Origin of the sequence: Paraburkholderia sp. MM6662-R1 (genome assembly GCF_050436245.1) — a bacterium.
GTDB classification, from domain to species: Bacteria; Pseudomonadota; Gammaproteobacteria; order Burkholderiales; family Burkholderiaceae; genus Paraburkholderia; species Paraburkholderia tuberum.
The window spans coordinates 1,496,835-1,521,534 of record NZ_JBNDLV010000001.1; the positions used below are offsets into that span (position 1 = coordinate 1,496,835).

Consider the following 24,700-nt stretch of genomic DNA (forward strand, 5'->3'; position numbering starts at 1 on the left):
TCCAGCGGCTCCATTATTTTTGCATCGGCCGACGGACACTTTGCTCATATATCGAAGGGTCGACGACGTTCATCTGATCCTTTGGGCGTTCACCAAAAACTCGCTCGAAGTCCTCGGGACCCAGAATGTCAGCAGCGTCGTGGAGAAAAGACGAATAGGCCTGGTTCAGCTCCGAGGCGGACGGAACATCGCTGCCCTGCGGGGCAGGTTGCAAACGCTCGACCCGCACCATAAATGCGCGTCGATGATTCATCAACGACTTGATTTTCGCATCCGCGTCGGGACCCTTCAAAGTCGCCTGAAGATGCTCCTCAAAATCGTCGACATCGGATTCCTGATGTCCTGGCTTCATCGCGTCACTCCCGCTTGGTGTCGAGCACTGAATCTTCTTGCTCGCCCATGCAGCATGCTGCTTGCCGTATGGTCCGAAGATCGCGATGCTCAACCAGTAGCCCCTGGACATGCGGACGGTAGCTGGAGCCGCTCCACCGCTGCCGGTCGCCCAAAGAATCTGGTTTGACAGCTGATGGCATACACCATCGCGACCATAGCTGAATATCGTTCCACGAGCGGCCGGATCGATGTTCGAGTCCACATCGGGCTTACATAGACAACTAGCATAAAGCAGATTTGCCGCGCCGGAAGCCAAAAAACCATCCGCACTGACCGGCGTCCCACCTCGGGCGTGGAAGCTGCCCCAGCTGTACCAATAGTGCTCGCCCGCGATCAGGACGTCCGCCAGCGCTGGGTAAATCTTCACGCGGCTGTCGTAGGTCGTCACCCATGTATGGTCGACCACGGAATCCTGGAAATACGCCGGAACGGACCACGCGAACAATGTAACGGCGCTCATTGCTTCACCTTTTCGTCCAGTCGCATCACAGCGCTGTCGCGCGATTCTCGCCCGATAAGCCGGTAAGAACTTTACTCACCTCAAAGGTTATACGCGCTCAGCGGTATTAATTTCAAGGACACGAAAACCCGTCGAAGCACGCTTACCGCTTCGCTCCGGCTACCGCGCTTCCCCACGACAACCCGGCGATCCAGCTGGCCACGGCCCGACTTGCCGGTCGCTCGACCCACCGATACGACCCGAGCGCCACCGCCGTCGACGCGACCACAACCGCCCCGCCAACCAGATCTCCCGGCAACCGATGTCGCACATCGATCATCTGCATGAAGCCGACCACGACCGGCATCGCGAGCAGATGCGTCAGATACAGCGAATACGACGCATCGCCGATGCGCTCGAGCCACCTGTTCCACCGCACCTTGCTCTCGACCGACAATCCCGCCACCACGACCGCCAACGCCGGCAGGCCAAATACGAGAAACCGGTTCGCATCGGTCAACCTCGGCGCAAACACGCCCGCTGCGGCGACCGCCACCAGCAATCCCGCCGCCGCGGCCACCGGCACCGTCCGCCCCGTCGCATACCAGGCTCCGAAGCAACACCCGAACACGAACTCCAGCACCAGCGGATTCGTGTAAAAGGCGAACGCGACGCCCTCGCCGGGCAGCAGATGCAACGCGGACGTCAGGAGCAGGAACGCCCCTACCGCCAGCAGACGACGTCTCGTTACGCACATCGCCGCGGCAAACACGCCGTAAAACCACATCTCGTAGTTCAACGTCCAGCCGACGCCCAGCACGGGCGCGGCCATGCCGGTCCAGCTCATCGACGGTAGAAACAGAAACGACGACAGCGCATGCCAGGCGCTCACGCGCGCATGACCGAACGCTTCGGAAACGCCCGGCACGAACGCGACGAGCGCGATAAACAACGCGGTGAGAATCCAGTAGAGCGGCACGACCCGCGCGATGCGGGCGCAAATGAACGAGCGCGCCGACTGGATTCCCGGGGGCAAACCCTGAGTCACCAGCACCATCACGAAGCCGGAGATCACGAAGAAGACGTCGACGCCGATTTCGCCATAGCGCGACACGCGCGGAAAAACATGGACGAGCCAGCCATGCGCGGCGACGATGCCGTCGGTATGAAACGCGACGACGCCCAGCGCGGCGAGCGCGCGCAACGCCTGAATTGATCGATACTTCCTGATACCTGTCATGCCCTTCGATCCGGCAAAGTGCGTAAGGGGGGCATGGCAGCGCAGAGCGTCGCGATGCCGAGTGGCCGGGCGCGTTCGATTCGCGCCCGGGCGGCCGAGCGGTCAAGCTCGCGAAACGCTCAGGCCATCAAGCCGGCCGTTGCGGAATATTCAGGCCGCGCACCACCGCCGGACGCTCGACGAACGCGGCCAGCACGCGCCGCACGTTCGGGAAGTCCTGAATGCCGACCAGTTCTCCCGCCTCATAGAAGCCGACCAGATTGCGCACCCACGGGAAGATCGCGATATCGGCGATCGAATACTGATCGCCCATCACCCATGTGCGTCCTTCCAGGCGCTGCTCCAGCACGCCGAGCAGCCGCTTCGATTCGGCGATGTAGCGATCGCGCGGACGCTTGTCCTCGTACTCCCTGCCGGCGAATTTGTGGAAGAAGCCGACCTGGCCGAACATCGGACCGATGCCGCCCATCTGGAACATCACCCACTGGATCGTCTCGTAGCGCCCGGCGGCGTCCCGCGGGATCAGCCGGCCGCTTTTGTCGGCGAGATAGATCAGGATCGCGCCCGATTCGAACAGCGGCAGCGGTTTGCCGTCGGGACCGTTCGGATCGAGGATCGCCGGAATCTTGTTGTTCGGGTTCAACGACAGAAACGCCGGCGTCATCTGATCGTTGGTATCGAAGCGCACCAGATGTGGCTCGTACGGCAAGCCGGTTTCCTCGAGCATGATCGAGATTTTTACGCCATTGGGCGTCGGCAGCGAATAGAGCTGAATCCGGTCCGGATGCTCGGCCGGCCATTTCTTCGTGATCGCGAAAGCGGATAAATCGGTCATGGGTTCGGTCGCCCTATGGGACAGAAATTGCAAGACCGCCCAATATAAACCGACTCGCCACAACGCGTGCGAGGCCGCGTGAAGACCCTACAAACGCTGCGGCAACAGCGCCGTTCGCGATCGGCGGTTCACCACAAGTCCTTCGTCGCCGTACCCGCGCGCACGTTGAAGCCCTCGCGCCACAGCGCCGCGCCGACCGTCAGCAGCAGCGTCTTTTCGGTGCCGTCGAGCAGTTCCCACGCGGTCGCGAGCCACGTCGCGAAGTTCGCGCAGGTCGCTTCGAGATCGGGCGGCGCCTTGCCTTCCAAATACTGCCGTTCAAACATCGAAAGTATCTTTTCGGGTGTCATTGGCGCGACCTCCTGATGGGATTGCGCCAAGTCTAAAGGGCTCGCAGCGCGTGCGGAATGCCGATCATCGCGATCACGGGTTACTCCCAGGCCGGCCGCCGCGCCAACGTCGGCCGTGACCCAGCTGGTGAAATCGGACGCGTCGTGTCCGACCTGCGCCGTACAAAATGCAAAGGCGCCGCGACGATCGCGACGCCTCCGCCGTTACGGCAACCTGCATCGAACGGGTTCAGTGACGACCGCGCTTTGCATCGTCCCTGGCGTCTTCCTTCGCATCGCCATAGGCCTTCTGCACCTTGCCGGCGCCCTGCTGCAGGTCGCCCTTGAGTTCCTTCGCAGGGTCCTTCGTGGCCTTGCCGACGGCCTCGTTGACCTTGCCCTTGACCTGCTCGCCAACGCCCTTCACTTGATCCTTGTTCATGCTCGGCTCCCATATGCGTAGTCGACGGAAATGCCGGCGCGGTATTGCGCCGGTGTGTGGGAAGCAGCAACGGCTGTTCCCGGGAGCTGCTGCGCGCGCCGGGCCGCGGCACCGGCGAACGCCGACGCGCGATCGGGCAAATTTTTTATCAAAAGGCCTAAAGTCTCGCCGCGCACCGCCGTAAATGCGCTCAGGGAGGAGTCATGGACCGCACGGAGACTACGATTTCGGGATCATCGCAAGCTGCGTTGATCGATCACGACATCGCGCACATCGCGCGGGTGATGCACGTATCGCTGCGCGGCGATTTCGGCGGTCCGATCCTGCCAGCCGCCTATTGGCGCAAACGACTGACCGCGCTGGTCGACAGCGGCCAGCTTTCTACCGCCCAATTGGACAAAGTCGATAGCCTGCTGCTGCAACTCGATCGGCTGGCCTCGACGCCGCTGCCCGAATGGGAACGCTTCGCGCCCGCACCGACCTCGCGTTTCGAGCCGGCTGGCCCGGTGAAGAAGGTGAAGTCGGCCTGACCGCATCCGCATCCGCCCCACCCGCTGCACCCGCATGCGTGGCGCCAAGCCGGCACGCGGCTCGTCTTTCGCGCCGAAAAAAAAGCGGCCGGGCACGAGGTCGCGGTCGCCAACACACGTCGCAACGCCGGAAACCAGCGTCACGGGACAAGCGTCTATCCGCATTCGTCACAGGCATGTTTCGCCGCAGACGAACGCAGCGGAGCGACGTATCGCGAAAAATTCCTGATCAATCGGCGCCGACAATAGGGAAAGGGGACGACCTTAGGTCATAATGTCCGCAAAAATTCCCAGCAAGGACGCCACGTGACCCTCGCCGCCCCGTTCGACCTGCTCAAGCAGGCGCGCGCCCGTTTCACCCAACGCGAAATCGCAGCCCATGTCGGCAAGGACATCAAGACGGTGCGTCGCTGGGAAAAAGGTGAAACGCCTTGTCCCGCGATGCTGGAACCCGCGTTGCGCGATCTGCTGCGACAAGGCGCGCGTGAGGCGCAACACGCGGGCGACGCGGCGCGCTTCCACTTCATCGATCTGTTCGCGGGTATCGGCGGCATTCGCATGGGCTTCGAGGCGCACGGCGGCGAATGCGTGTTCACCAGCGAGTGGAACGAGTTCTCGACGCGGACTTATCGCGAGAACCACGGCGACAACTCCGCGAGCGGCGGCGCGCACGCGCTGATCGGCGACATCGTCACGTTTCCCGCCGAGGACGTGCCGAGCCACGACGTGCTGCTCGGCGGCTTTCCGTGCCAGCCGTTTTCGATCGCCGGCGTCAGCAAGAAAAACGCGCTTGGCCGGCCGCACGGCTTCGAATGCACGACCCAGGGCACGCTGTTTTTCGACGTCGCGCGCATCATCGCCGCGAAGCGCCCCGCCGCGTTCCTGCTCGAAAACGTAAAGAACCTGCTGTCGCACGACAAGGGCCGCACCTTCGACGTGATCCTGCAAACGCTGCGCGACGAGCTCGGCTATGAGGTGCACTACCGCGTGATCGATGGCCAGCATTTCACGCCTCAGCATCGCGAGCGCATCATCGTGGTGGGCTTTCGCGGCAAGACCGGGTTCACATGGGACGACCTGCGCCTGCCCGAACAGGGTCCGCGGCTCGGCGCAATCCTGCATCGCACGGACGGCACGGAACCGATGCTGCCGTGGGACCACGACCGCTTCTTCGACCACACCGCGCGCCGCGTGCAGCCGAAGTACACGCTCACCCCGAAGCTGTGGGCGTATCTGCAAAACTACGCGGCCAAGCATCGTGCGGCGGGCAACGGCTTCGGTTTCGGCATGGCCTATCCGGACAGCGTGACGCGCACGCTGTCGGCGCGCTATCACAAGGATGGCTCCGAAATTCTCGTCTATCAGGGCGAGGCGCTGCGCCCGCGTCGCCTGACGCCGCGCGAATGCGCGCGACTGATGGGCTTTCCCGACACCTTCAGGATTCCGGTCAGCGATACGCAGGCCTACCGGCAGTTCGGCAATAGCGTCGTGATGCCGGTAATGCGCGAAGTGGCGCGTATCATGCTGCCGCATGTGCAAACCCTGCTTGCCCACCCGACCCGCGATGCGTCGAAACACTCCCTGCCGCTCTACGCGTGAGCGGCCGCGCGACCCGTTGGCCCGCTGACGATGGTCGATATCGTCGATAGCGCGACGCGCAGCCGGATGATGTCCGGCATTCGCGGCCGCAACACCAAGCCGGAGATCCTGATCCGCAGCCTGCTGCATCGGCGGGGCCTGCGCTTCCGGCTCGACGCGCGCGATCTGCCCGGCCGCCCCGACATCGTGCTGCCGCGCTATCGCGCGGTGGTGCTCGTGCATGGCTGCTTCTGGCATGGCCACGACTGTCATCTGTTCAAATGGCCCCAGACGCGGCCCGACTTCTGGCGCGACAAGATCGGCCGCAATCGCAGCAACGACGACAAGGTGCGCGCCGCGCTGCTCGCGAGCGGCTGGCGCGTCGCGGTCGTGTGGGAATGCGCATTGCGGGGCGCGAATCGCGATATCGCGGGCGTGATCGAGCGGCTCGTCGCGTGGATCGGAAGCGACGCGCCGGAGTTCGAGGAACGCGGCTGAAAACCGCGCGCGACCTGCCCGGCTCGCGCGAGTCTCGCGGCCGCTGGTGCTACACTCGAAAGGCTCACCCGGCGCGCTTTCGAGATGCCTTCGAGGCACGCTTCGGCGGCGTTTTCCGGGTGCTTCCAGGCGCTTTCGCGGCACGTCCTCACGCGCTTCGGCATGCCGCGAGATGCGCCTCGCCCGCCGCGACATCGCGAACTCCGACGATCCCAGAACCAATCAACAAGGGAGGCACATCATGGCTGACTTCCGTCTCTGGTCCGACGATTTTCCCACCAACGGCTTCATGCCGAGAGCCCACGAGTACAACGACAAGGCGTTTGGCAGCGACGGCGAAAACATCTCGCCGTCGCTGCAATGGGAAGCGCCGCCCGCGGACACGCAAAGCTTCGCGCTCACCGTTCACGATCCCGACGCGCCGACCGGCAGCGGCTTCTGGCATTGGGTCGTGGTGAACATTCCGGCCGACGCGCGCTCGCTGCCGCGCAACGCCGGCAAGGCCGACGGCTCGCTGCTGCCGCAGGGCGCGATGCAGGTGCGCAACGACTATGGGACGGTCGGCTTCGGCGGCGCCGCGCCGCCGCGCGGCGATCGCACGCATCGCTATATCTTCCGGCTGCATGCGCTGAAAGTGCCGCATCTGCCGGTCAGCGCGGAAACCACCAACGCGGTCGCGCGCTTCATGACGCACCTGAACGAAATCGATTCGACGACCCACACGGGCCTTTACGAACTCAAATAACGCACGCGCGGCGCCGGCGCCCGGTAACGCCGGCGCCGCGCCGACCGATACGCCCGCAGCGGCCAGCGCGTGAGCCGCGCACAGGCGCGCCAACATCTCCGACAAATCAAACAATCGATGAACGCACCCTCCCCGCGCACGGACGGCTCGACGTCCTCCACTTCCCGCTTCGAAGGCAAGGAACTGGGCCTACCGGTTCCACAACGCTACTGGGCGATGCTCGTCATCGCGCTCTCGCTGACGCTCGCGGTGCTCGACAGCGCGATCGCCAACGTCGCGCTGCCGACGATCGCGCGCAACCTCAATGCGAGCGCCGCCGCGTCGATCTGGGTCGTCAACGCGTATCAGCTTGCGATCACGATCTCGCTGCTGCCGCTCGCGTCGCTCGGCGACCGCATCGGCTACCGGCGCATTTATCTGTCGGGCCTGATCCTGTTCACGGTCGCGTCGTTCGGTTGCGCGCTGTCGAACTCGCTGGCGACGCTCGCGTTCGCGCGAGTGATCCAGGGCTTCGGCGCGGCCGGCATCATGAGCGTGAACACCGCGATCGTGCGCATGATCTATCCGCCCAACCAGCTCGGGCGCGGCGTCTCGATCAACGCGATGGTGGTGGCGGTGTCGTCGGCGGTCGGGCCGACGGTCGCCTCGGGCGTGCTCGCGATCGCGAGCTGGCCGTGGCTGTTCGCGATCAACGTGCCGATCGGGATCGCGGCGATCGTCGGCGGCTTCAAGGCGCTGCCGATGAACCCCGGCCACGAATCCCCGTATGACTATCTGAGCGCGGTGATGAACGCGTTCGTGTTCGGCCTGCTGATTTTCGCGGTCGATGGCCTCGGCCACGGCGAGCGTTTCGGCTACGTGACGCTCGAGGCGCTCGGAGCGCTGGTCATCGGCTACTTCTTCGTGCGTCGCCAGCTGACGCGGCCCGCCCCGCTGCTGCCGATCGACCTGCTGCGTATTCCGGTGTTCGCGCTGTCGATCGGCACGTCGGTCTGCTCGTTCTGCGCGCAGATGCTCGCGTTCGTGTCGCTGCCGTTCCTGCTGCAGGAAACGTTCGGCATGTCGCAGGTCGAAACGGGTCTTTTGATGACGCCGTGGCCCGCGATCATCATCATCGCGGCGCCCATTGCCGGCGTGCTGTCGGACAGGATATCGGCCGGCTGGCTCGGCGGCGTCGGGCTCGCCGCGATGACCGTCGGCCTGCTGCTGCTCGCGACGCTCGGGCCTCACCCGGACGCGCTGCAGATTTCGTGGCGCATGGCGCTGTGCGGCGCGGGCTTCGGCATCTTCCAGTCGCCGAACAATCGCACGATGCTGTCGTCCGCGCCGCGCGAACGCAGCGGCGGCGCGAGCGGCATGCTCGGCACCGCGCGCCTGACCGGGCAAACGCTCGGCGCGGCGCTGGTCGCGCTGATCTTCGGCGTCGCGCCGCAGAGCGGGACGATCATCGCGCTGTATGTGGCCGCGGGGTTCTCGGCGGTCGCGGCGGTCGTCAGCACGATGCGGGTCGTGCAGAAGGTGGCGCAGCCGGCCTGAGGGCTGTGGCCGTTACGCGCGCAAGACATGCACGACGTGAGCGGCACACACGCGCCGCCCGCCCGCGCGGGCCGCGCCTGTCGGCTCAGGGCGATGCCGTCACGTCAGCGAGCTTTACCGCTTTGGCCGTCACCGAAGACGCGGTCGCGACGTGGCGCAGATCATCGAGCAACGTATCGCGCCACACCGACAGGTTGCTCTCGCGCATCGGCTCCATCATGTCCGCATGACGCGCCTGACGTTCGGCGAGCGGCATCGCTAATGCGCGCTCGAGCGCTTCGGCCATCTGCGACAGATCGAACGGATTGACGACCAGCGCGCCCGGCAGCTGCTCGGCCGCGCCCGCGAATTGCGACAGCACGAGCACGCCCGGATCGGCCGGATCCTGCGACGCGACGTACTCCTTGGCCACCAGGTTCATGCCGTCGCGCAGCGGCGTCACATAGCCGACCTGCGACTGGCGGAAGAGCGCCATCAGCAGATTGCGCTCGTACTTGCGGTTCAGATACTGGATCGGCGTCCAGTCGAGCTGCGCGAACCGGCCGTTGATGCGGCCCGCCTCGCCTTCGAGCGTTTGCCGGATGCGCTGATAGGTCTGCACGTCGGCGCGGGTCGGCGGCGCGATCTGCACGAGCGACACGCGGCCGTGCCAACCGGGCGCGTTCTGCAACAGCCGCTCGAATGCCTGGAAGCGCTCGACCAGCCCCTTCGAATAATCGAGCCGGTCGACGCTCATGATCAGCTTGCGCCCGCGCATGCCGTCGCGCAGGCTGCGCACCGCCTTGCGGTCGGTGAACTGCTCGGCGGTCTTCGCGATCGCGTCGGGATAGATGCCGATCGGGTACGCGCCGACCTTCAGGAAGCGGTTGTACGCGTGCACCATGCCGTCTTCGCTCGACGTGCCATGGTGACCGCGCTCGATATAGTCGACGAACGACTGGCGATCCGCCTCGGTCTGAAAGCCGATCACGTCGTAGCTGCACATCGCCTTGACGAGTTCTTCATGCGGCGGAATCGTGCGCAACACTTCGGGCACCGGAAACGGAATGTGCAGGAAGAAGCCGATCGGGTTCTTCACGCCGAGCTCGCGCAGGCAGCGCGCGAACGGCAGCAGATGGTAGTCGTGCACCCAGATGATGTCGCTGGGCTTGAGCAGTTCCTTGAGCTGCTTGGCGAGCGTCGCGTTGACGCGCTGGTAGCCCGCGTAGTCCTCGCGGTCGTAGCGGGACAGGTCGTTGCGATAGTGGAAGGTCGGCCACAACGTGGTGTTCGAAAAACCGCGGTAGTACTCGTCGTAATCGCGCTTGGTGAGGCCCACAGTCGCGTAGGTGACGTTGCCCTGCTTCTCGATCACGGGCGCGGATGGCTCGCTGACCGTTTCGCCGCTCCAGCCGAACCAGACGCCGCCGGTCTCCTTCAGTGCGTCCAGCACGCCGATCGCGAGCCCGCCCGCTGCCGGACGCGCTTCCTGAATCGGTGCGACACGATTCGATACCACGATCAATCTGCTCATTAGTGCTCCATTGTTTCGTTGTATGCGGAATTGCGCCAAAACGGTGCATGCAATCATCGTGCCGATATATGAGATATCGGAAATAAAGTTGTATGAAAATGTGACAAACGAGCGAATCCCCGCAATCATCACGGATTGCGAAGAAGATTTTTCTGTTAGATCCGACGAATCCAGAGGTCTTTCTTACCGGTATCCCGGGTCGCCGGGATACCCCCGCCCGGGTGCTACGCTGCCTCAGGCATCCTGCTCCGAGCCCAGATCGCGCTGGTATTCGAGGCCTTCCTGACGCACCCCGCCCTGGTTGTGCTCGCCGTCCGGCGGCGTATGCGGGGCGATCCGATTCTGCGCGGCCGGGTCCGGCGACACCACCGGCCCAGTCTCGACCTCGGCCGGCCGTGGCCCGCGCTTGGGGTGCCGCGCGGAACGTCGCAATGCGGGATGTCTCATGATCGTGCCTCCGGGGGAAGCCTGCCGCTTGTCGCGGCATCCCTACAGTCTAGGGGGCGAAACCGTAAATTGCCGGTAAAACATGCGCCGGCTTTGTAACAAGTACAGCAATGCTCTGCACCGACCCAAGGCATGACGCCTTGCAGTGCGGGATGTGGTTCCATCGAGTGCGCGACAGGGCGCCGACAATCGACGGTCGTATCAACATTGCCGCGGGTCGCGACGGACGGTCGGCGGCCTGAGGCGTTTGCGTTGGCTGCGGCGGCGGATCGCCGATCGGCAGCGTGACCGGTTCGACGGGTTCGATCGGATCGGGTGTCGGGCCGGGGATCGTGTCGGGTTCGGCCGGGTCCGGCGGCGCGATGGGAGGTGCAGTGGGCGGCTCGACCGGCTCGGGCCGATGAGCGTGCAACGGCCTGGACGGCGCGGAAACGGCAGCGTAATGCGACAGGTGCGGCGGCAGGTGCGGCATGTCGGTGACCTCGTTTTGCGTTCCACCGGAGCGCAGCAAGGCTTGTGCCGTTCGGGTGCCCGCCCGGAAGCCCGGGCGGGCGGATACTGGGGACGCGGATGACGTGCGAACGAGGCGCGGATCAGGCGTCCGCGCCGCCGAGTGCGCGTGATTCGTCGGTGGGATCGCCGTCGTCGCGCGCATCGTTGCCGTACTCGACGAGGCGGTTGTACAGCGTCTTCAGGCTGATGCCGAGAATTTCCGCGGCGCGCGTCTTGACGCCGCCGCATTGCTCGAGCGTCGCAACAATCAGCTGACGGTCGGCTTCCGCGAGCGAGGTGCCGAACGGGATCGTGATCGCGGTGCCGGCCGCGGGCTTCGACAGCGTGATTTGCAACGGCACCGTCGCCGTGCTATCCGAATCCCCGCTCGACATGATGTGCGCGCGCTGCACGTAGTTCTTCAGTTCGCGCACATTGCCCGGCCACGGATACGACAGCAGCATGTCCTTCACCGCGACAGGGAAATGCTTCTTCGTGCCGTGACGCTCGTTGAGCTCATCGAGGAACGATTGCGCGAGCAGCTCGACGTCCTTGCCGCGCTCGCGCAGCGGCGGCAGGCTGATCGGAAACACGTTCAGCCGGTGGTACAGATCGAGCCGCAGCTTGCCTTCGAGCACCGCCTGCTCGGGATCGCGATTGGTGGCCGCGATCAGACGCACGTCGGTTTCGATTTCCTTGGTCGTGCCGACGCGCATGAACATGCCGGTCTCAAGCACGCGCAGCAGCTTTACCTGCAGCTCGATCGGCATCTCGGTGATTTCGTCGAGGAACAGCGTGCCGCCGTTCGCGCGCTCGAAATAGCCCTTGTGCTGCCGGTCCGCGCCGGTGAAGGAACCGCGCTCGTGGCCGAACATTTCCGATTCGATCAGATTCGGCGAAATCGCGCCGCAGTTGACCGCGAGGAACGCGTGCTTGCGGCGCAGGCTCAGCTCGTGCAGCGTCTGCGCGGCAACTTCCTTGCCGGTGCCCGATTCGCCGACCAGCATCACCGAGGCCGCCGTCGGCGCGACGCGGCTGATCTGGTCGTAGACCTCCTGCATCGCCGGCGAATTGCCGAGCATCAGACCGAAGCGGCCCATGCGGCGCAACTCGCCGCGCAGCGTGCCGATTTCCGCCTTCAGGTCGCCGGCGCGCGGCAGGCGCGACAGGATCGACTTCACGCGCTGCATGTTGATCGGCTTCACGAGGTAGTCGGCCGCGCCCATTTTCAGTGCGCTGACCGCCGACTCGACCGTCGCGTGGCCAGTGATCACGATCACTTCGACGCCGGAGCGCGGATCGAGATCTTCGAACAGATCGACCCCGCTGCCGTCGGGCAGCTTCAGGTCGGTGAAAACGACGTCCGGCATCTGCCGGATCAGTTGAATACGCGCTTCGCGCAGATCGCCCGCGGTGGCGGTGGTCAGCCCGTCTTCCCCGATGACGGCGGAAAGTGCCTCACGGGTACCTGCGTCGTCATCGACAATGAGTACATGTGGCATCGCGTTTCGAAAGCCTGCAAGCGTGGGTCAGAAAATATGCGGAACATGCCAATGGGCATGCGGCTGGGTCCGGTCGGCTGCATGGCGCGGACTCGATTGCGTTCCGTTCCGCCGACCATTTGATGAAAAATTGCAACAATAACGGCCAGATTCGCGCCAACTTCCGCGTCATTGTTGTCTATTTACCTATTATACGGCTTTATAAGATTCATTTAACAATCCCGTCCCAGGCGCCGGCCGCAGGCCGCGTTGCATTCGAGCCAACCGCGTCAGCCGCGCGGAAACGGCCATGCGCGGGGTTCGCCGTTGACCTGCCCCGAGCCGTTGGCGCTGTGCGAGGCAGGCGCCAGCTCGGTCGACAAAGTCGCCGGCGCCGCCACCGCGCCGCCCTCGTTTTCCCAGCGGCTCAGCTCGCGCGCCGGTGAGACCTGGCCCGTGCGCTTGTGTTGCACGTAGCGAACCGCCAGGAAGCCGCCGATTGCCATCAATGCGCCAAAAAAACCAATCGTGGGTCGTGTCATCATGAACTCCTTGGATCGTGATGCGGATGGATGCAGCCGTGCCAAGCGTGCGCCGCGTCTAACGCGCGACCAGCACGCCGAGCAGAAACCCGGTGCCCGCCGCGAGCGCGAGCGAGCGCCACGGGTTATGGCGCACATAGTGCTCGGCGCTGACCGCCGCCCCGCGATACCGGCGATGCACGTTGCGTTGCGCATCGCCGAGCGTCGATTGCAGCGTTTCCACGTGCGTGCCGAGCCGGTCGCGCAAGGCGCCGACGCCTTCGCCCGGCACGTTGGCGGCGAGCCGCAGCATTTCCTCCGAGTCCCTCAGCAGCACCCGAAGATCCTCGACGATCTTCTGTCCGCCGAGTGCAAGTTGTTGTGTGGTGTCAGTCATCGTTCACTCCTCGTCTGATTCGGCGTTCGTGCGTTGCCGCGGAATCGGTGCGTTGACCGGTGCAACAGTTCGGGCTTCGGGCGCACGATGCGGGCTGCCGGTTTGCGCCGGCCGGCGGCGCTGCGACGTAACCGTCAAACCTCGCACGACTCGATCAAACGGTCAATGATGCAATGCATGTGCCCGGTATATTTACCGCTCCAACGCGCTGATAAAGCCAATTTCGCGCACTTTCGACCGATTGCGCGCACGGCTATTTCAGCGGCTGCCAGTTCGATTGCCGGAATCAGTGTCGAAGTGGTTAAATCGTCTTTTATGAGATAGTGGCTGTACGGTCTATCGCATTCAAGGCCTGCGCGCCGCAATACGAACTCCATTTGCACAGGACTTCCCTTTTTATGGCGTCAATCGATCTGGACTCGCCCACCGTGTCCGCCGGTGGCAATGCTTCGCCACAAGCGAAGCAGCGCGTCGCGGACGCCGTCGCGGGACTGAAATCGTACGGGCTGCTGTACGGCTCGTCGCCGGTAATGCTCGATCTGTACGAACAGATCGAACGCGTCGCCGATACCGACGCGACCGCGCTGATCATCGGCGAATCGGGCACCGGCAAGGAGCTGATCGCCCGCACCATTCACGAGCGCAGCGGCCGCAAGGACGGCGCGTTCGTCGCCGTGAACTGCGGCGCGATTCCCGATGAGCTGATCGAAGCCGAACTGTTCGGCCACGAAAAAGGCAGCTTCACCGGCGCGGTCCAGGGCCGCGTCGGCTACTTCGAACATGCGAACGGCGGCACGCTGTTTCTGGACGAAATCACCGAAATGGCGCCGGTGCGCCAGGTCAAGCTGCTGCGCGCGCTCGAAACCGGCACGTTCTATCGCGTCGGCGGCAACGAGTTGATCAGCGGCAACGTGCGCGTGATCGCCGCGACCAATCGCGACCCCGCCGTAGCCGTCAAGGAAAACGGCTTGCGCGAGGATCTGATGTACCGGCTCGCGGTGTTTCCGCTGCGCGCGCCGCCGCTGCGCGAGCGCGAAAACGATCGCGAACTGCTCGCGCAACACTTCCTCGCGCAATTGAATCAGCAGGAAGGCACCCACAAGAGCTTCAGCAAACGCTCGATCGAAACGCTGCGTTCATGGTCGTGGCCGGGCAACGTGCGCGAGTTGAAGAACGCTGTCTATCGCGCGTTCATTCTCGCGGAAAAGACGGTCGAATTGCCGCATCCGCATCTTGCGTCGCGAGTCAAGAAAGCGGTCACGCAAGGCGACGCGATGAGCGTGTGGATCGGCACGCCGCTCGCCGACGCGCAGAAGCAGATCATTCTCGGCACCCTCAAGTACTGCGGCGGCGACAAGCGACGCGCTGCCAAAGCGCTCGGCGTGAGCCTCAAAACGCTGTACAACCGGCTGAGCGCATACGGCGACGAAAGCGGGGAAGACGAAGCCGACTCATAGGCACGGTGCAACGCGAGCCGTGCGCCGATGGCGGCGGCCAGCTGTTGCGCTGTTCGTCATGATCCTTTCGCCGCGGGTTTCGCGGCACCGAATTCACCTGCTCAACGTCTCACGCCGACGGCAAATTTACCTGATGTCCCCAATACCTGGCAGAGCCAGGTAAGCCCGCCCATGCGACAGAAAACATCACAGTGCACGATGTTTTGCAATTTCTTGCACTTTTTCGCTGCCAATTACAAAACGCATCCTGCACAATGCGGCTGCATAATGAACGACGTGTCCTTCGTTTACACGCGCGAAGCGTGAACGCAGGCACCTGTACGGGCAGGGACGGGAGAAATGCAAAAGAACATGGTGTGGGCTGTCAACGCGAAGTCCGATGTCGCTGGCAAACGCCCCCACGTAGCAGCGCTGATCGCGCTGGCGCTGGCGGTTTCGTCGGCATTGAGCGGCTGTAGTTCGTTGTACTCGGAAGGCGCGGTCGCGGGCGCCGGTGTCGCGGGCGCCGCGGTCGCCAACAAGGTCACCAGCAATGCGGCGGTCGCGACCGGTATCGGTCTTGGCGCGGTCGCCGCCGCGCGCGCCGGTGTGCAGTACTCGGAGCGCGTAGTTCACACGAATACGCAGAACAGCATCGCGCAGGCGGCCGGTCCGCTCGAGGTCGGCGCGGTCGCCCCGTGGAGCATCACCCACTCTTTCCCAATCGAAGACGACGAACACGGCCGCGTGACCGTCAGCCGTCTGATCAGCACCGGCCCGCTCGACTGCAAGGAAATCGTCTTTTCCGTCGATCAAAACGAAACCCGCGACAAGCCCGCGAGCAGCGCGTTCTACATCGCATCGGTTTGCCGTGATGGTAAGGACTGGCGTTGGGCATCGGCCGAACCCGCCACCGAGCGCTGGGGTGCGCTGCAATGAAATTGCGTTCGCTTGGCGTTCCGATGGGTGATCGGATGCGGCTCATCGCGGCCGGCGCGCTATGCGTCGGCGCGAGCCTGCTGGCGAGCGGCTGCGCGTCGATCGGCGCGGCGAGCGGCGCGGCGGCGGGTATCGCGTCAGGCCTCGTGACCAGCAATCCGGCCGTCGCGCTCGGCGTCGGCGTGGCCGTGCAGGCCGCGACCGACGAAGCGGTCGCGCGCTACATGCGCAGCATGCACAAGGATCAGCAGGATCTGATGGCGGCGCTGGTCGGCACGATGCCGGTCGGCGAAACGAAACCGTGGTCGGTCAAGCACACCTTGCCGATCGAAAACGGCCATGGCGAGGTGCGCGTGACCCGCGCGTTCAGCTCGGCGCTCGCGCTGTGCAAGGATTTCGTGTTCTCGGTGCAGGACGGCGACGGCCCGAACGCGCCCGAGAGGTGGTTCACGGCGAGCGCGTGCCAGCAGGACAAGGGTTGGAAGTGGGCGACGGCCGAGCCGGCGGTTGCACGCTGGGGCAATCTGCAATAAAAAAGCGGCGAGGTTTTCCTCGCCGCTTTTTTGTCTGGACCGCAGTCGTTTCCGCGGCAACCCAGGCTTAAGACTCCACGTCTTCCAGACTGAAGATTTCGGTCTGGTCGTTATACGAAAAGATCTCGCCGTAACGGCCCCAGTTGATGACCGCGTCGAGCGTCTCTTCCGCCGCGCTGTCCGACAGGAAGTCCTCGAGCTCCTGCTCGAAACGCACGCGCGGCGCACGATGTCCGGGCCGCTCGTTCAACACCTTCTTGATCCGCGCCGCGAGCGGCACGTGCCGCAGCAGATGCTCGGCGAACATCATCTTCCGTTCCTGCGTGCCGAACTCGGAGAACACGCGCGCCGGCGGCGTCAGGAAAATGTCGCCCTCGCGCACGTCGGCGAAACCGAGGTGCTGCAGCACTTCGGCGATCGGGAACAGATCGTCGACCTCCAGATGCAGCGAGCGCGCGATTTCCGGCATGTCCGCGCGGCCGTGATACGGCGCGGCGGCGAGCGTTTCGATCAGACCGGCCATCAGGTTGGTCGACACGTGCGGCAGCCAGCTACCGAGCTCCAGCCCCTTCTTGGTCTTTTCGTCGGTCTGACGCGCGGTCATCTTCGCGTAGATCTCGTCGACAAGGCGGCGGAATGCCGGGTCCAGACGGTTGCGCGGATGCTTGAACGGCACCTTGATCTCGGCGATCACGCGGCCCGGGTTCGACGACAGCACCAGAATGCGGTCGCACATGAACACCGCTTCCTCGATGTTGTGCGTCACGATCAGCACCGCCTTGATCGGCATGCGCCCCTGCGTCCAGAGATCGAGCAGGTCGGTACGCAGCGTTTCGGCGGTCAGCACGTCGAGCGCGGAGAACGGCTCGTCCATCAGCAGCAGCGTCGGATCGACGACGAGCGCGCGCGCAAAGCCAACGCGCTGGCGCATGCCGCCCGACAACTCGCGCGGATACGCGTTTTCGAAGCCGTCGAGGCCGATCAGGTCGATCGCGGCGAGCGCGCGCGTGCGCCGCTCCGACGCACCGACGCCTTGCGCCTCGAGACCCGCTTCCACGTTCTGCAGCACGGTCAGCCACGGAAACAGCGCGAAGGTCTGGAACACCATCGCGACACCCTTGGCCGGGCCTGCGAGCGGCTTGCCCATGTACGTGACTTCGCCGTCGGTCGGCTCGATCAGACCGGCGATGATGCGCAACAGCGTCGACTTGCCCGAGCCCGAACGGCCAAGCAGGCCGACGATCTCGCCCTCGCGCAGCGACAGATTCGCGTCGTCGAGGACGAGCAGTTCGCCCTGCGTCTTGTTGAAGCCGCGGCACACGTCCTTCACGCGCAGGATTTCCTCGCCGAGGCGCGGGGGCTTCGGCGGCGTCTGGATCGGCGCGGCGGTCATAGCAGCTTTAGGATTTTGCATCGCGTTAAGCCTTCATTTCTCAATCTAGACGGAGCTTGCCTTCGGCGTAGGCGTACATCGGACGCCACAGCAGACGGTTGAACAGGGTCACGAATAGGGACATCACGGCGATGCCCACGATGATCTTCGGATAGTCGCCCGCCGCGGTAGTCTGCGCGATATAGGCGCCGAGGCCATGCGCGGCGACCTTGGTATCGCCCCACTGCACGAACTCGGCAACGATGCTCGCGTTCCACGCGCCGCCCGACGCGGTGATCGCACCGGTCACGTAGTACGGAAAAATGCCCGGCAGCATCGCCTGACGCCACCACTGCCAGCCGCGAATGTGGAAATTCTTGGCCGCCTCGCGGTAGTCGTTCGGATACGAGCTTGCACCTGCAATCACGTTGAACAGGATATACCACTGCGTGCCGAGCACGATCAGCGGCGACAGCCAGATGTCCGGATTCAGGTGAAAGCGCACGATCGCGATCACGAACACCGGGAACAGCAAATTCGCCGGGAACGCCGCGAGGAACTGCGCGAGTGGCTGCATCTTTTCCGCGAGCGCGGGGCGCAGGCCAATCAGCACGCCGACGGGCACCCAGATCACGGAAGCGATCGCGATCAGCACGACCACGCGCAGGAGCGTGATCAGGCCCAGCACGAACACGTGGCCGATCTCGTCGAGCGTCACGCCGGTACGCACATACAGGAACACGCGGTACACCACATACACCGTGGCGAGCAGCACGATCGCCGCCCAGATGAAGTCGCCGAGCTTCGAGTTCTTCTCGCGCTGCGGGATGTGAAAGCGCGGCGCGCTGAACGCCGGCAGTTGGAAGCGCACCCGAGCCGCGCGCGCGAACATCCAGCCGAGCGGCACGAGCAACCGGTGAATCAGGCGCGTGCGGCGGATCAGGTCGAGCAGCCACGATTCCGGCGCATCGCCCGAACTCGTGAACTCCATGCGGAACTTGTCGGCCCACGCGACGAGCGGACGGAACAGCAACTGGTCGTAGGCGAGAATCACGACCGTCATCGCGAGGATGACCCAGCCGATCGCGTGCAGGTTCTTGTCGCTGATCGCCTGCGCCAGGTAGGCGCCGATGCCCGGCAGCGTAACCGTATGATTGCCGACCGTGATCGCTTCGGAAGCCACGACGAAGAACCAGCCGCCCGACATCGACATCATCATGTTCCAGATCAGGCCGGGCATCGAGAACGGCACTTCGAGTTTCCAGAAGCGCTGCCATGAAGTCAGATGAAAGCCGCGCGAGACTTCGTCGAGATCGCGCGGCACCGTGCGCAGCGACTGATAGAAGCTGAACGTCATGTTCCACGCCTGGCTCGTGAAGATCGCGAAGATCGCGGCGAGTTCGGCGCCGAGCACGCGGCCCGGGAACATCGCGAGGAAGAACGTGACCGTGAACGAGATGTAGCCGAGCACCGGCACCGACTGCAGGATGTCGAGAATCGGCACCAGCACGAGACCGGCGCGGCGGCTCTTGGCGGCCAGCGTCCCGTAGACCAGCGTGAAGATCAGCGACGCGACCATCGCCGCGAGCATGCGCAGCGTGGTGCGCATCGCGTACTCGGGCAGGTTGGCCGGATCGAGCGAGATCGCCTGCGTCTTTAGCGTCGACATCGGCGCGAGCGTCTCGTGAAAGCCGATCGACGCCATCGCGATCAGGCAGATGATCAGCGGGAACGCGACGAAGTCCCAGCGGTTGGGCAACACGCGCCATGCCGACGCATTGGCGGTGCGGTTCAGGTTGAAGCTGAAATCCATCAGATGCCCTCCCTCTTCAAACAGGCATTCGAACGCTCGAAGGAGGCCGCGGCTGCTCCGCGGCGGTCTATGGGTCGGTCCGGAAAGCGGAAATCAGGCATGGCAAAACGCGCGTGCGTGGTAAATCGTTAGCGTTGGAGACACATGGGCCGGCAATGGACAGATTCGTGAACGCGTCGCCCACGACCACAACCATCACGCCGAACTCCTGTCGCCGCGGGCGCCGCCCGAGGGCTGGCGGGCTTTCCTCGTTTTGGACGGCACGACACTACACCATCCTATGTTTCAGGCACAACCTTTCGCCGCAAATTGCGATACGGCCTTGCGAGGCCGGGGCGTAAGGCTTCAGCAAGCCCCGGCACGCGTCGCCGCGCCGCACTGTACTCTGCTGCCGCGTGCTTCAGCGTGACACGTCGCGAGGCCGTCTCGCGGCGTGGCGCGCAAGCCACATCGGCGCGTCGCCCCGGCCGTCGTCGCTCGATCGCTTCATTGGCCCGCACAGCTATCAAGAAAGCGGCGCGGCTGCCGTTAAGAATCTGATCAGTGCGGCATATGCAGGCGGCATCCCAGCAATAACGGTGGCATCGTGCCCCGCGACGGTTAAAATCGGGAAACGACGTACCTGTTTATCAGCGGATCATCCCGGGCATGGCGACGGCGCAGCGCACCTCGCTCGCGACGGGACGAAACCGCAGCTGATGCAGATAACGACACAGCGTTGAGAGCGCGCTGCCCACGAACGAGCAAGTTGCATGTCACAGCCAGACGGATCAGAGGGTCGATGAACAGGACAACCTTGCGCCAGGTAGCCGGGCCGGTCAGCTTCGTGCTGATCGTACTCGTCTGCTGGTTCGTGGCTGGCATGGTCGCGGACCGGATGGTACAGCAAGAGCTGGACGCGGCGTTGCGCACGCAGCGGCAAATGTCCACGTCGATCGTCGACAACATGGCCGAAGTGATTGCCAGCGACCTCGCGATGTCCCGCGCCATCCCCGCAACCATGGCCGAAATGGACGTGGTCCAGCGTGCCCTCGTGCAATCGCAGAATTATGCCGTGAACAGCGAGGCGGCGGAACCCGCCTTGCGAGCCGCCTTGCTCAAGGATCCGAAGATGGCCGGGGTCAGCAGGTTCCTGCACGAAGCGCAGGGCTTCTCCGGGCTCGATCAGGTCTGGATCGTCAACGCGAACGGCATCTGTGTTGCGTCGAGCGGCACGATGTCGAACCCCCAGGGTGCGCAGCAATCGTTCGTCGGCGTGGACATGCGCGCGCGCGGCTATCTGACCAACGCGCTGCTCGGCGCATTCTCCGAAGCCTACGGCGTGGGTCGCGCGAGCGGCGAGCCGGGCATCTTCATCGCCGCGCCGGTGTACGCGGACGGGCTGCTGGTCGGCGCGGTGGTCGCGAAGGTCGGCATCGCGCGGTTGCGTCACTGGGTCGCGCACGCGGGCACCTTCGTGTCCGACGACAACGGCGTCATCATCATGGCGCACAACAGCGCGCTCGAAGGCCACGCGTTGCCGAACTCGCGCGTCACGCTGATGAGCCCCGCCGAGCGGCGCATCATCTACCGCCGGGAGACGTTCCCCGACATGCTGATCCGCGAAGACACGCAAGTGCGTGAGCAGGCGCCGTGGGTGCCGGCGTCGGTCGCCGCGCAGCTGTTCGGCATGATCGAACGGCCGGCCCCGGCGCTCTATCAGAACCGCGGCGGCCTGAACTCGGGGCTCTCCGCGCACCTGGTCGATCCGCTCGCCGCGTGGCCGGAGCTGCTGCGCAACCACAAGCGCGACCACCTGCTGGTGTTCCTGACGCTGGCCGGCACCGTCGCGCTCGCGTGGGTGATCACCGTGTCCTACGTGCGCGAGCGGCGCCACCATCGCGCGACACGCGATCTCGCCGAGCAGTTGCAGTCGGCCAATACGCTGCTGTCGGCGGAGGCGCGGCACGATGCGTTGACCGGCGCGCTGTCGCGGCGCTATTTCCTCGACCTGCTGCGCCACGAGATCGATCGCGCGCACGCGGGGCGCGAGCCGCTGTGCATGGCGATCGCCGATCTCGACCACTTCAAGCAGATCAACGACCGCTTCGGCCACGCCGCCGGCGACCGCGCGCTCGAACATTTCGTCGATACGTGTCGCGCCGAGTTGCGTGGCTCCGACGCGGTCGGCCGGCTCGGCGGCGAAGAGTTCGGCCTGCTGCTGCCGGCCACCGATCTGACGGGCGGGCGCGAAGTCGTCGAGCGTCTGCGGCTGCGGTTGAAAGCGGTGCCCTCGCCGAAGCTGCCGGCCTCGGCGGGGCTGAGCGTGAGCATCGGCATCACCGAACTGTCGCCCGACGATCTGCCCGAGCGTCTCATGAGCCGCGCCGATACCGCGCTGTATGCGGCGAAGACCGGCGGGCGCGACCGCACCGAAGCACTGCCGCCCGACGATACGGCGCCGCCTACGCGCACCGCGGTGAATGCCTGGTGAATGCCTGACGCTCGCCGAAATATTCAGCGCGCGACGGTATCGCCCTCTCCGCTCAGCCAACCCACGCCGACACCCTGCCCCGCGCTGAAAACGACGCCGAGCCTCCCACAACGAAGCAGGTATCATCAATCCTGATATCGGATTGTCACTACCGCACTAACGGGAGATTCGCATGAAGGGAAATCTGGTGATCGTCTGTCGCGATCACGACGCTGATGCTTTCGACCAGCTGCTCGCCGAATACGGCGCGTTCCAGACGCGTCTGTCGTCGACCGCGTGGTATCTGAAACTGGAGGTCGCGCCGGAACTGATTCAGGAGGAAATACTCGCGCGCCTCGGCAAATATACGACGCACTATATTTTCGAGGCGGAATCGGTGACGTGGAATACCGTCGATAGCGAAACGGCGAACGCGTTGAATACGCTGTTTTCGGACTGAGCTCTCGCCGCTCGCGATACCGACGCCTCGCGCGCGCATCGCGACTCCAACACCCCTGCTTCTACCAGGCGTTTTCCGAGGCGGTCGCGACCCGCGGCAGCACGTCGAACGGAAAACTCATCAACACCCGCAAACCGCGGCCGCCATGATTGCCGATTTCCCATTCACCGCCCGCACGCCGCACGAGCCGCTCGACAATCGCAAGGCCCAGCCCGCTATGGCCGTTGCCGCCTCGCGCCGGATCGAGCCGCACGAACGGCCGGCTCGCGTTGATCAGGTCCTGGGCGGCGATGCCCGTGCCGCTGTCGCTAATTGATAGCGTAAAGCTCTGCGGTGTGCGCGCGGTCGCGACGACCACCGGCGGCGCGCCATACGCATGCGCGTTGTCGATCAGATTGGACAGAATCCGGTCGAGCGTGGCCGCCGGCAGCAGAAATGACGGCCCGGCGTTCAGTTCCGTGTGCACGGTCGGCGCACTGGTGGCCACCGCCCGATAGCTGCGCACGACACGCTCGCACTGCGCATCCACTTCCACGGGTTCGCTGCGGTCCGCGCCGTCGTGCGCGAACAGCAGGAACTGCTCGACGATATGCGTCATCGAATCGACGTCGCGCACGACGCCGTCGCGCGTCTTCGCGTCGTCCATCATTTCGGCGCGCAGCCGCAGACGCGCGAGCGGCGTCTTCAGGTCATGCGCGACACCGGCAAGCATCACCGCGCGATCATTCTCGGTGCGCGCGACTTCCTGCACCATCTGATTGAAGCCATGGGTGAGTTGCCGCAACTCGCGCGGCCCGCGCTCGGGCACCGGCGGCACCGGCAGCCCGCGACCGAAGCGCGCCACCGCCTGCGCGAGCAAGCGCAGCGGCCGCTGCAGCGCCCAAGCAGCGAACAGCGCCGCCATCACCGCAAACGAGAAAATGATGACGAGCCACAAGACCGTGCGGTCGAGCGAGCGCGGCATGCGCAGCGGCTGCACCGGCACGACGATCCAGTTCTGATCGGTCACGGCGCGCACCCATAGCATGGGCGGAGCGCCGGGCGGACCGACGCGCACCTGGGTGTCGGCCGGCATGCGGTCGCGCACGTCCTCGACGAAACGCGCGAGCGGCGGCGGCATGTTCGCGCTGGCCGCCGGCACGTCCGGACTCGCCGGGTCGACCAGCTTCACACGCGACGGCAGCGGTTGATCCGGTGTGCGGGCGACGTGCTGACGCACCGCGTCGACGAGGAAGGTCGCTTCCTCGACCGCGTAGCGCGTTTGCAGTTGCGAACGTTCGAGTCGCATCAGCGCATACCACGCGAAATGCGACAGCAACAGCACCGCGACGACGAGCAGCGCGAGCCGCCCGAACAGCGAATCAATGGGCCGACGCATGCTGCTCGCCGTCCGGCACGAACACGTAACCGCGGCCGCGCACGGTCTGGATGAAGCGCGGCGTGGATGGATCGGTTTCGAGAATGCGACGCAGGCGCCACACCTGCACGTCGATGCCGCGGTCGGTGCCGTCGTACTCGGGACCGTGCAGCAGTTCCAGCAGGCGCTCGCGCGTGAGCGTGCGCATGGGGTGATTGACGAAAATCTTCAGCAGCGCGAACTCGCTGCCCGACAGCGCGAGCGGCTTGTCTTCGAGATGCAGCGTACGCGACTGGAAATCCAGCGTGAAGCGGCCGAAGCTGAACGGCTCGCGCTGCTCGGGCGCGGCCGCCGACGGCAGCGTGCGGCGCCGCCGCAGCACCGCCTGCACGCGCGCGAGCAGTTCGCGCGGATTGAACGGTTTGCCGAGGTAATCGTCCGCGCCGAGTTCGAGCCCGACGATACGATCGACGTCGTCCGCACGCGCGGTCAGCATGATGACGGGGATATCGTCGCCCGACGCACGCAGCTTGCGCAGCGCGGTGAGGCCGTCCACGCCGGGCATCATCAGGTCCAGCACGATGAGGTCGGGGCGCTCGCGCTCGAGGCGCCGTTCGAGCGAGCCCGCGTCGTGCAGCACCGAAACTTCGATGCCCTGACGGGCGAGATAGTCGCGCAACAGATCGCGCAGTTCGACGTCGTCGTCGACGACCAGGATTTGAGTAGCCATGGAATGAAGTTTAACGCGCAGCCAAAAGGGATTTCGTTTTCCAAACGGTCTGAAGGGTTACCGGGTGTTACGGTGAAAGCCACACGTAATTGCTGGTAATAGCGGCGTCCGGGCGCGTAACACAGCGGCGCACGCGGTTCTCTACGCTGTGCCTTACCGAGTGCAGGCAGTCCAAAGACCGGTTGCTTCGTC

General features: G+C 64.8%; 24 protein-coding genes and 1 pseudogene. 10 read left to right on the top strand and 15 right to left on the bottom strand.

Going from position 1 to position 24,700, the window contains the following annotated elements; genetic code table 11:
- Positions 1-13: 13 nt before the first annotated feature.
- The 5 genes from OKW39_RS07145 to OKW39_RS07165 form a co-directional block, all read right to left on the bottom strand.
- The gene (locus OKW39_RS07145; protein WP_429362061.1) at positions 14-853 is read right to left on the bottom strand and encodes a hypothetical protein; all 840 of its coding nucleotides are present in this window, start codon (positions 851-853) and stop codon (positions 14-16) included.
- 142 nt (positions 854-995) lie between these two features.
- Positions 996-2,072 carry an acyltransferase family protein gene (locus tag OKW39_RS07150; RefSeq protein WP_429362063.1) on the bottom strand — a complete coding sequence of 359 codons (1,077 nt, stop codon included), beginning with the start codon at positions 2,070-2,072 and terminating at the stop codon, positions 996-998.
- 127 nt (positions 2,073-2,199) lie between these two features.
- Entirely contained in the window at positions 2,200-2,907 is a 708-nt protein-coding gene (locus OKW39_RS07155) for a glutathione binding-like protein (RefSeq protein ID WP_184021434.1), read from the bottom strand.
- 128 nt (positions 2,908-3,035) lie between these two features.
- Positions 3,036-3,257, bottom strand: a complete 222-nt coding sequence (locus OKW39_RS07160) for a hypothetical protein (RefSeq protein ID WP_090803585.1) — start codon at positions 3,255-3,257, stop codon at positions 3,036-3,038.
- 229 nt (positions 3,258-3,486) lie between these two features.
- A complete protein-coding gene (locus tag OKW39_RS07165) occupies positions 3,487-3,678 on the bottom strand; it encodes a CsbD family protein (protein ID WP_090803583.1) in 192 nt (63 codons plus the stop codon).
- Positions 3,679-3,881: 203 nt separating this feature from the next.
- On the opposite strand from OKW39_RS07165, the gene OKW39_RS07170 reads away from it, so the two are divergent.
- From OKW39_RS07170 to OKW39_RS07190, 5 genes are all read left to right on the top strand, one after another.
- Complete coding sequence (locus OKW39_RS07170; protein WP_429362065.1) at positions 3,882-4,208, top strand: hypothetical protein; 327 nt, start codon at positions 3,882-3,884, stop codon at positions 4,206-4,208.
- A gap of 306 nt (positions 4,209-4,514) precedes the next feature.
- On the top strand, positions 4,515-5,807 hold the full coding sequence (gene dcm / locus OKW39_RS07175; protein ID WP_429562332.1) for a DNA (cytosine-5-)-methyltransferase: 1,293 nt from the start codon (positions 4,515-4,517) through the stop codon (positions 5,805-5,807).
- Positions 5,808-5,837: 30 nt separating this feature from the next.
- Positions 5,838-6,284 (top strand): very short patch repair endonuclease, encoded by a 447-nt coding sequence (locus tag OKW39_RS07180; RefSeq protein WP_090803578.1) that lies wholly within the window; start codon positions 5,838-5,840, stop codon positions 6,282-6,284.
- A gap of 241 nt (positions 6,285-6,525) precedes the next feature.
- Complete coding sequence (locus tag OKW39_RS07185) at positions 6,526-7,029, top strand: YbhB/YbcL family Raf kinase inhibitor-like protein (protein WP_429562333.1); 504 nt, start codon at positions 6,526-6,528, stop codon at positions 7,027-7,029.
- A gap of 117 nt (positions 7,030-7,146) precedes the next feature.
- The gene (locus OKW39_RS07190; protein ID WP_429562334.1) at positions 7,147-8,565 is read left to right on the top strand and encodes an MFS transporter; all 1,419 of its coding nucleotides are present in this window, start codon (positions 7,147-7,149) and stop codon (positions 8,563-8,565) included.
- An 85-nt stretch (positions 8,566-8,650) separates the two neighbouring features.
- Here OKW39_RS07190 and otsA read toward each other — a convergent pair whose 3' ends face one another.
- From otsA to OKW39_RS07220, 6 genes and pseudogenes are all read right to left on the bottom strand, one after another.
- A complete protein-coding gene (gene otsA, locus OKW39_RS07195; protein ID WP_090803575.1) occupies positions 8,651-10,078 on the bottom strand; it encodes an alpha,alpha-trehalose-phosphate synthase (UDP-forming) in 1,428 nt (475 codons plus the stop codon).
- Positions 10,079-10,312: 234 nt separating this feature from the next.
- Complete coding sequence (locus OKW39_RS07200) at positions 10,313-10,525, bottom strand: hypothetical protein (RefSeq protein ID WP_429335943.1); 213 nt, start codon at positions 10,523-10,525, stop codon at positions 10,313-10,315.
- 214 nt (positions 10,526-10,739) lie between these two features.
- Positions 10,740-10,997, bottom strand: a pseudogene (locus OKW39_RS07205) (hypothetical protein); the annotation flags it as partial.
- A 121-nt stretch (positions 10,998-11,118) separates the two neighbouring features.
- Positions 11,119-12,519, bottom strand: coding sequence for a sigma-54-dependent transcriptional regulator (locus OKW39_RS07210; protein WP_429562335.1), 1,401 nt, complete (start codon positions 12,517-12,519; stop codon positions 11,119-11,121).
- A gap of 269 nt (positions 12,520-12,788) precedes the next feature.
- Positions 12,789-13,040 (bottom strand): hypothetical protein, encoded by a 252-nt coding sequence (locus tag OKW39_RS07215; protein WP_018419790.1) that lies wholly within the window; start codon positions 13,038-13,040, stop codon positions 12,789-12,791.
- 58 nt (positions 13,041-13,098) lie between these two features.
- The gene (locus OKW39_RS07220; RefSeq protein WP_184059523.1) at positions 13,099-13,416 is read right to left on the bottom strand and encodes a DUF883 family protein; all 318 of its coding nucleotides are present in this window, start codon (positions 13,414-13,416) and stop codon (positions 13,099-13,101) included.
- A gap of 398 nt (positions 13,417-13,814) precedes the next feature.
- Here OKW39_RS07220 and OKW39_RS07225 point away from each other — a divergent pair, with 398 nt between their 5' ends.
- From OKW39_RS07225 to OKW39_RS07235, 3 genes are all read left to right on the top strand, one after another.
- Positions 13,815-14,873: a sigma-54 interaction domain-containing protein gene (locus OKW39_RS07225; RefSeq protein WP_429562336.1), complete on the top strand. Its 1,059-nt coding sequence runs from the start codon at positions 13,815-13,817 to the stop codon at positions 14,871-14,873.
- Between the two features lie 339 nt (positions 14,874-15,212).
- Entirely contained in the window at positions 15,213-15,791 is a 579-nt protein-coding gene (locus OKW39_RS07230) for a hypothetical protein (RefSeq protein ID WP_429335941.1), read from the top strand.
- Positions 15,788-16,324, top strand: a complete 537-nt coding sequence (locus tag OKW39_RS07235; protein ID WP_090803568.1) for a hypothetical protein — start codon at positions 15,788-15,790, stop codon at positions 16,322-16,324. The genes OKW39_RS07230 and OKW39_RS07235 overlap by 4 nt, the downstream gene beginning before the upstream one ends.
- A 67-nt stretch (positions 16,325-16,391) precedes the next feature.
- Here OKW39_RS07235 and OKW39_RS07240 read toward each other — a convergent pair whose 3' ends face one another.
- Together OKW39_RS07240 and OKW39_RS07245 are read right to left on the bottom strand one after the other, a co-directional pair.
- Positions 16,392-17,738, bottom strand: a complete 1,347-nt coding sequence (locus tag OKW39_RS07240) for an AAA-associated domain-containing protein (RefSeq protein WP_026225663.1) — start codon at positions 17,736-17,738, stop codon at positions 16,392-16,394.
- Between the two features lie 19 nt (positions 17,739-17,757).
- Positions 17,758-19,509 (bottom strand): ABC transporter permease, encoded by a 1,752-nt coding sequence (locus tag OKW39_RS07245; RefSeq protein ID WP_090803567.1) that lies wholly within the window; start codon positions 19,507-19,509, stop codon positions 17,758-17,760.
- A gap of 781 nt (positions 19,510-20,290) precedes the next feature.
- Between OKW39_RS07245 and OKW39_RS07250 the strand changes: the two genes are divergently transcribed.
- The gene (locus OKW39_RS07250) at positions 20,291-21,982 is read left to right on the top strand and encodes a sensor domain-containing diguanylate cyclase (protein WP_429562337.1); all 1,692 of its coding nucleotides are present in this window, start codon (positions 20,291-20,293) and stop codon (positions 21,980-21,982) included.
- Between the two features lie 172 nt (positions 21,983-22,154).
- Complete coding sequence (locus tag OKW39_RS07255) at positions 22,155-22,421, top strand: hypothetical protein (RefSeq protein WP_090803564.1); 267 nt, start codon at positions 22,155-22,157, stop codon at positions 22,419-22,421.
- A gap of 61 nt (positions 22,422-22,482) precedes the next feature.
- Here OKW39_RS07255 and OKW39_RS07260 read toward each other — a convergent pair whose 3' ends face one another.
- Positions 22,483-23,799 carry an ATP-binding protein gene (locus tag OKW39_RS07260; RefSeq protein WP_090803562.1) on the bottom strand — a complete coding sequence of 439 codons (1,317 nt, stop codon included), beginning with the start codon at positions 23,797-23,799 and terminating at the stop codon, positions 22,483-22,485.
- Positions 23,783-24,508, bottom strand: coding sequence for a response regulator (locus OKW39_RS07265; RefSeq protein ID WP_090803560.1), 726 nt, complete (start codon positions 24,506-24,508; stop codon positions 23,783-23,785). Before OKW39_RS07265 ends, OKW39_RS07260 begins: the two co-directional genes overlap by 17 nt.
- Positions 24,509-24,700: the final 192 nt, after the last annotated feature.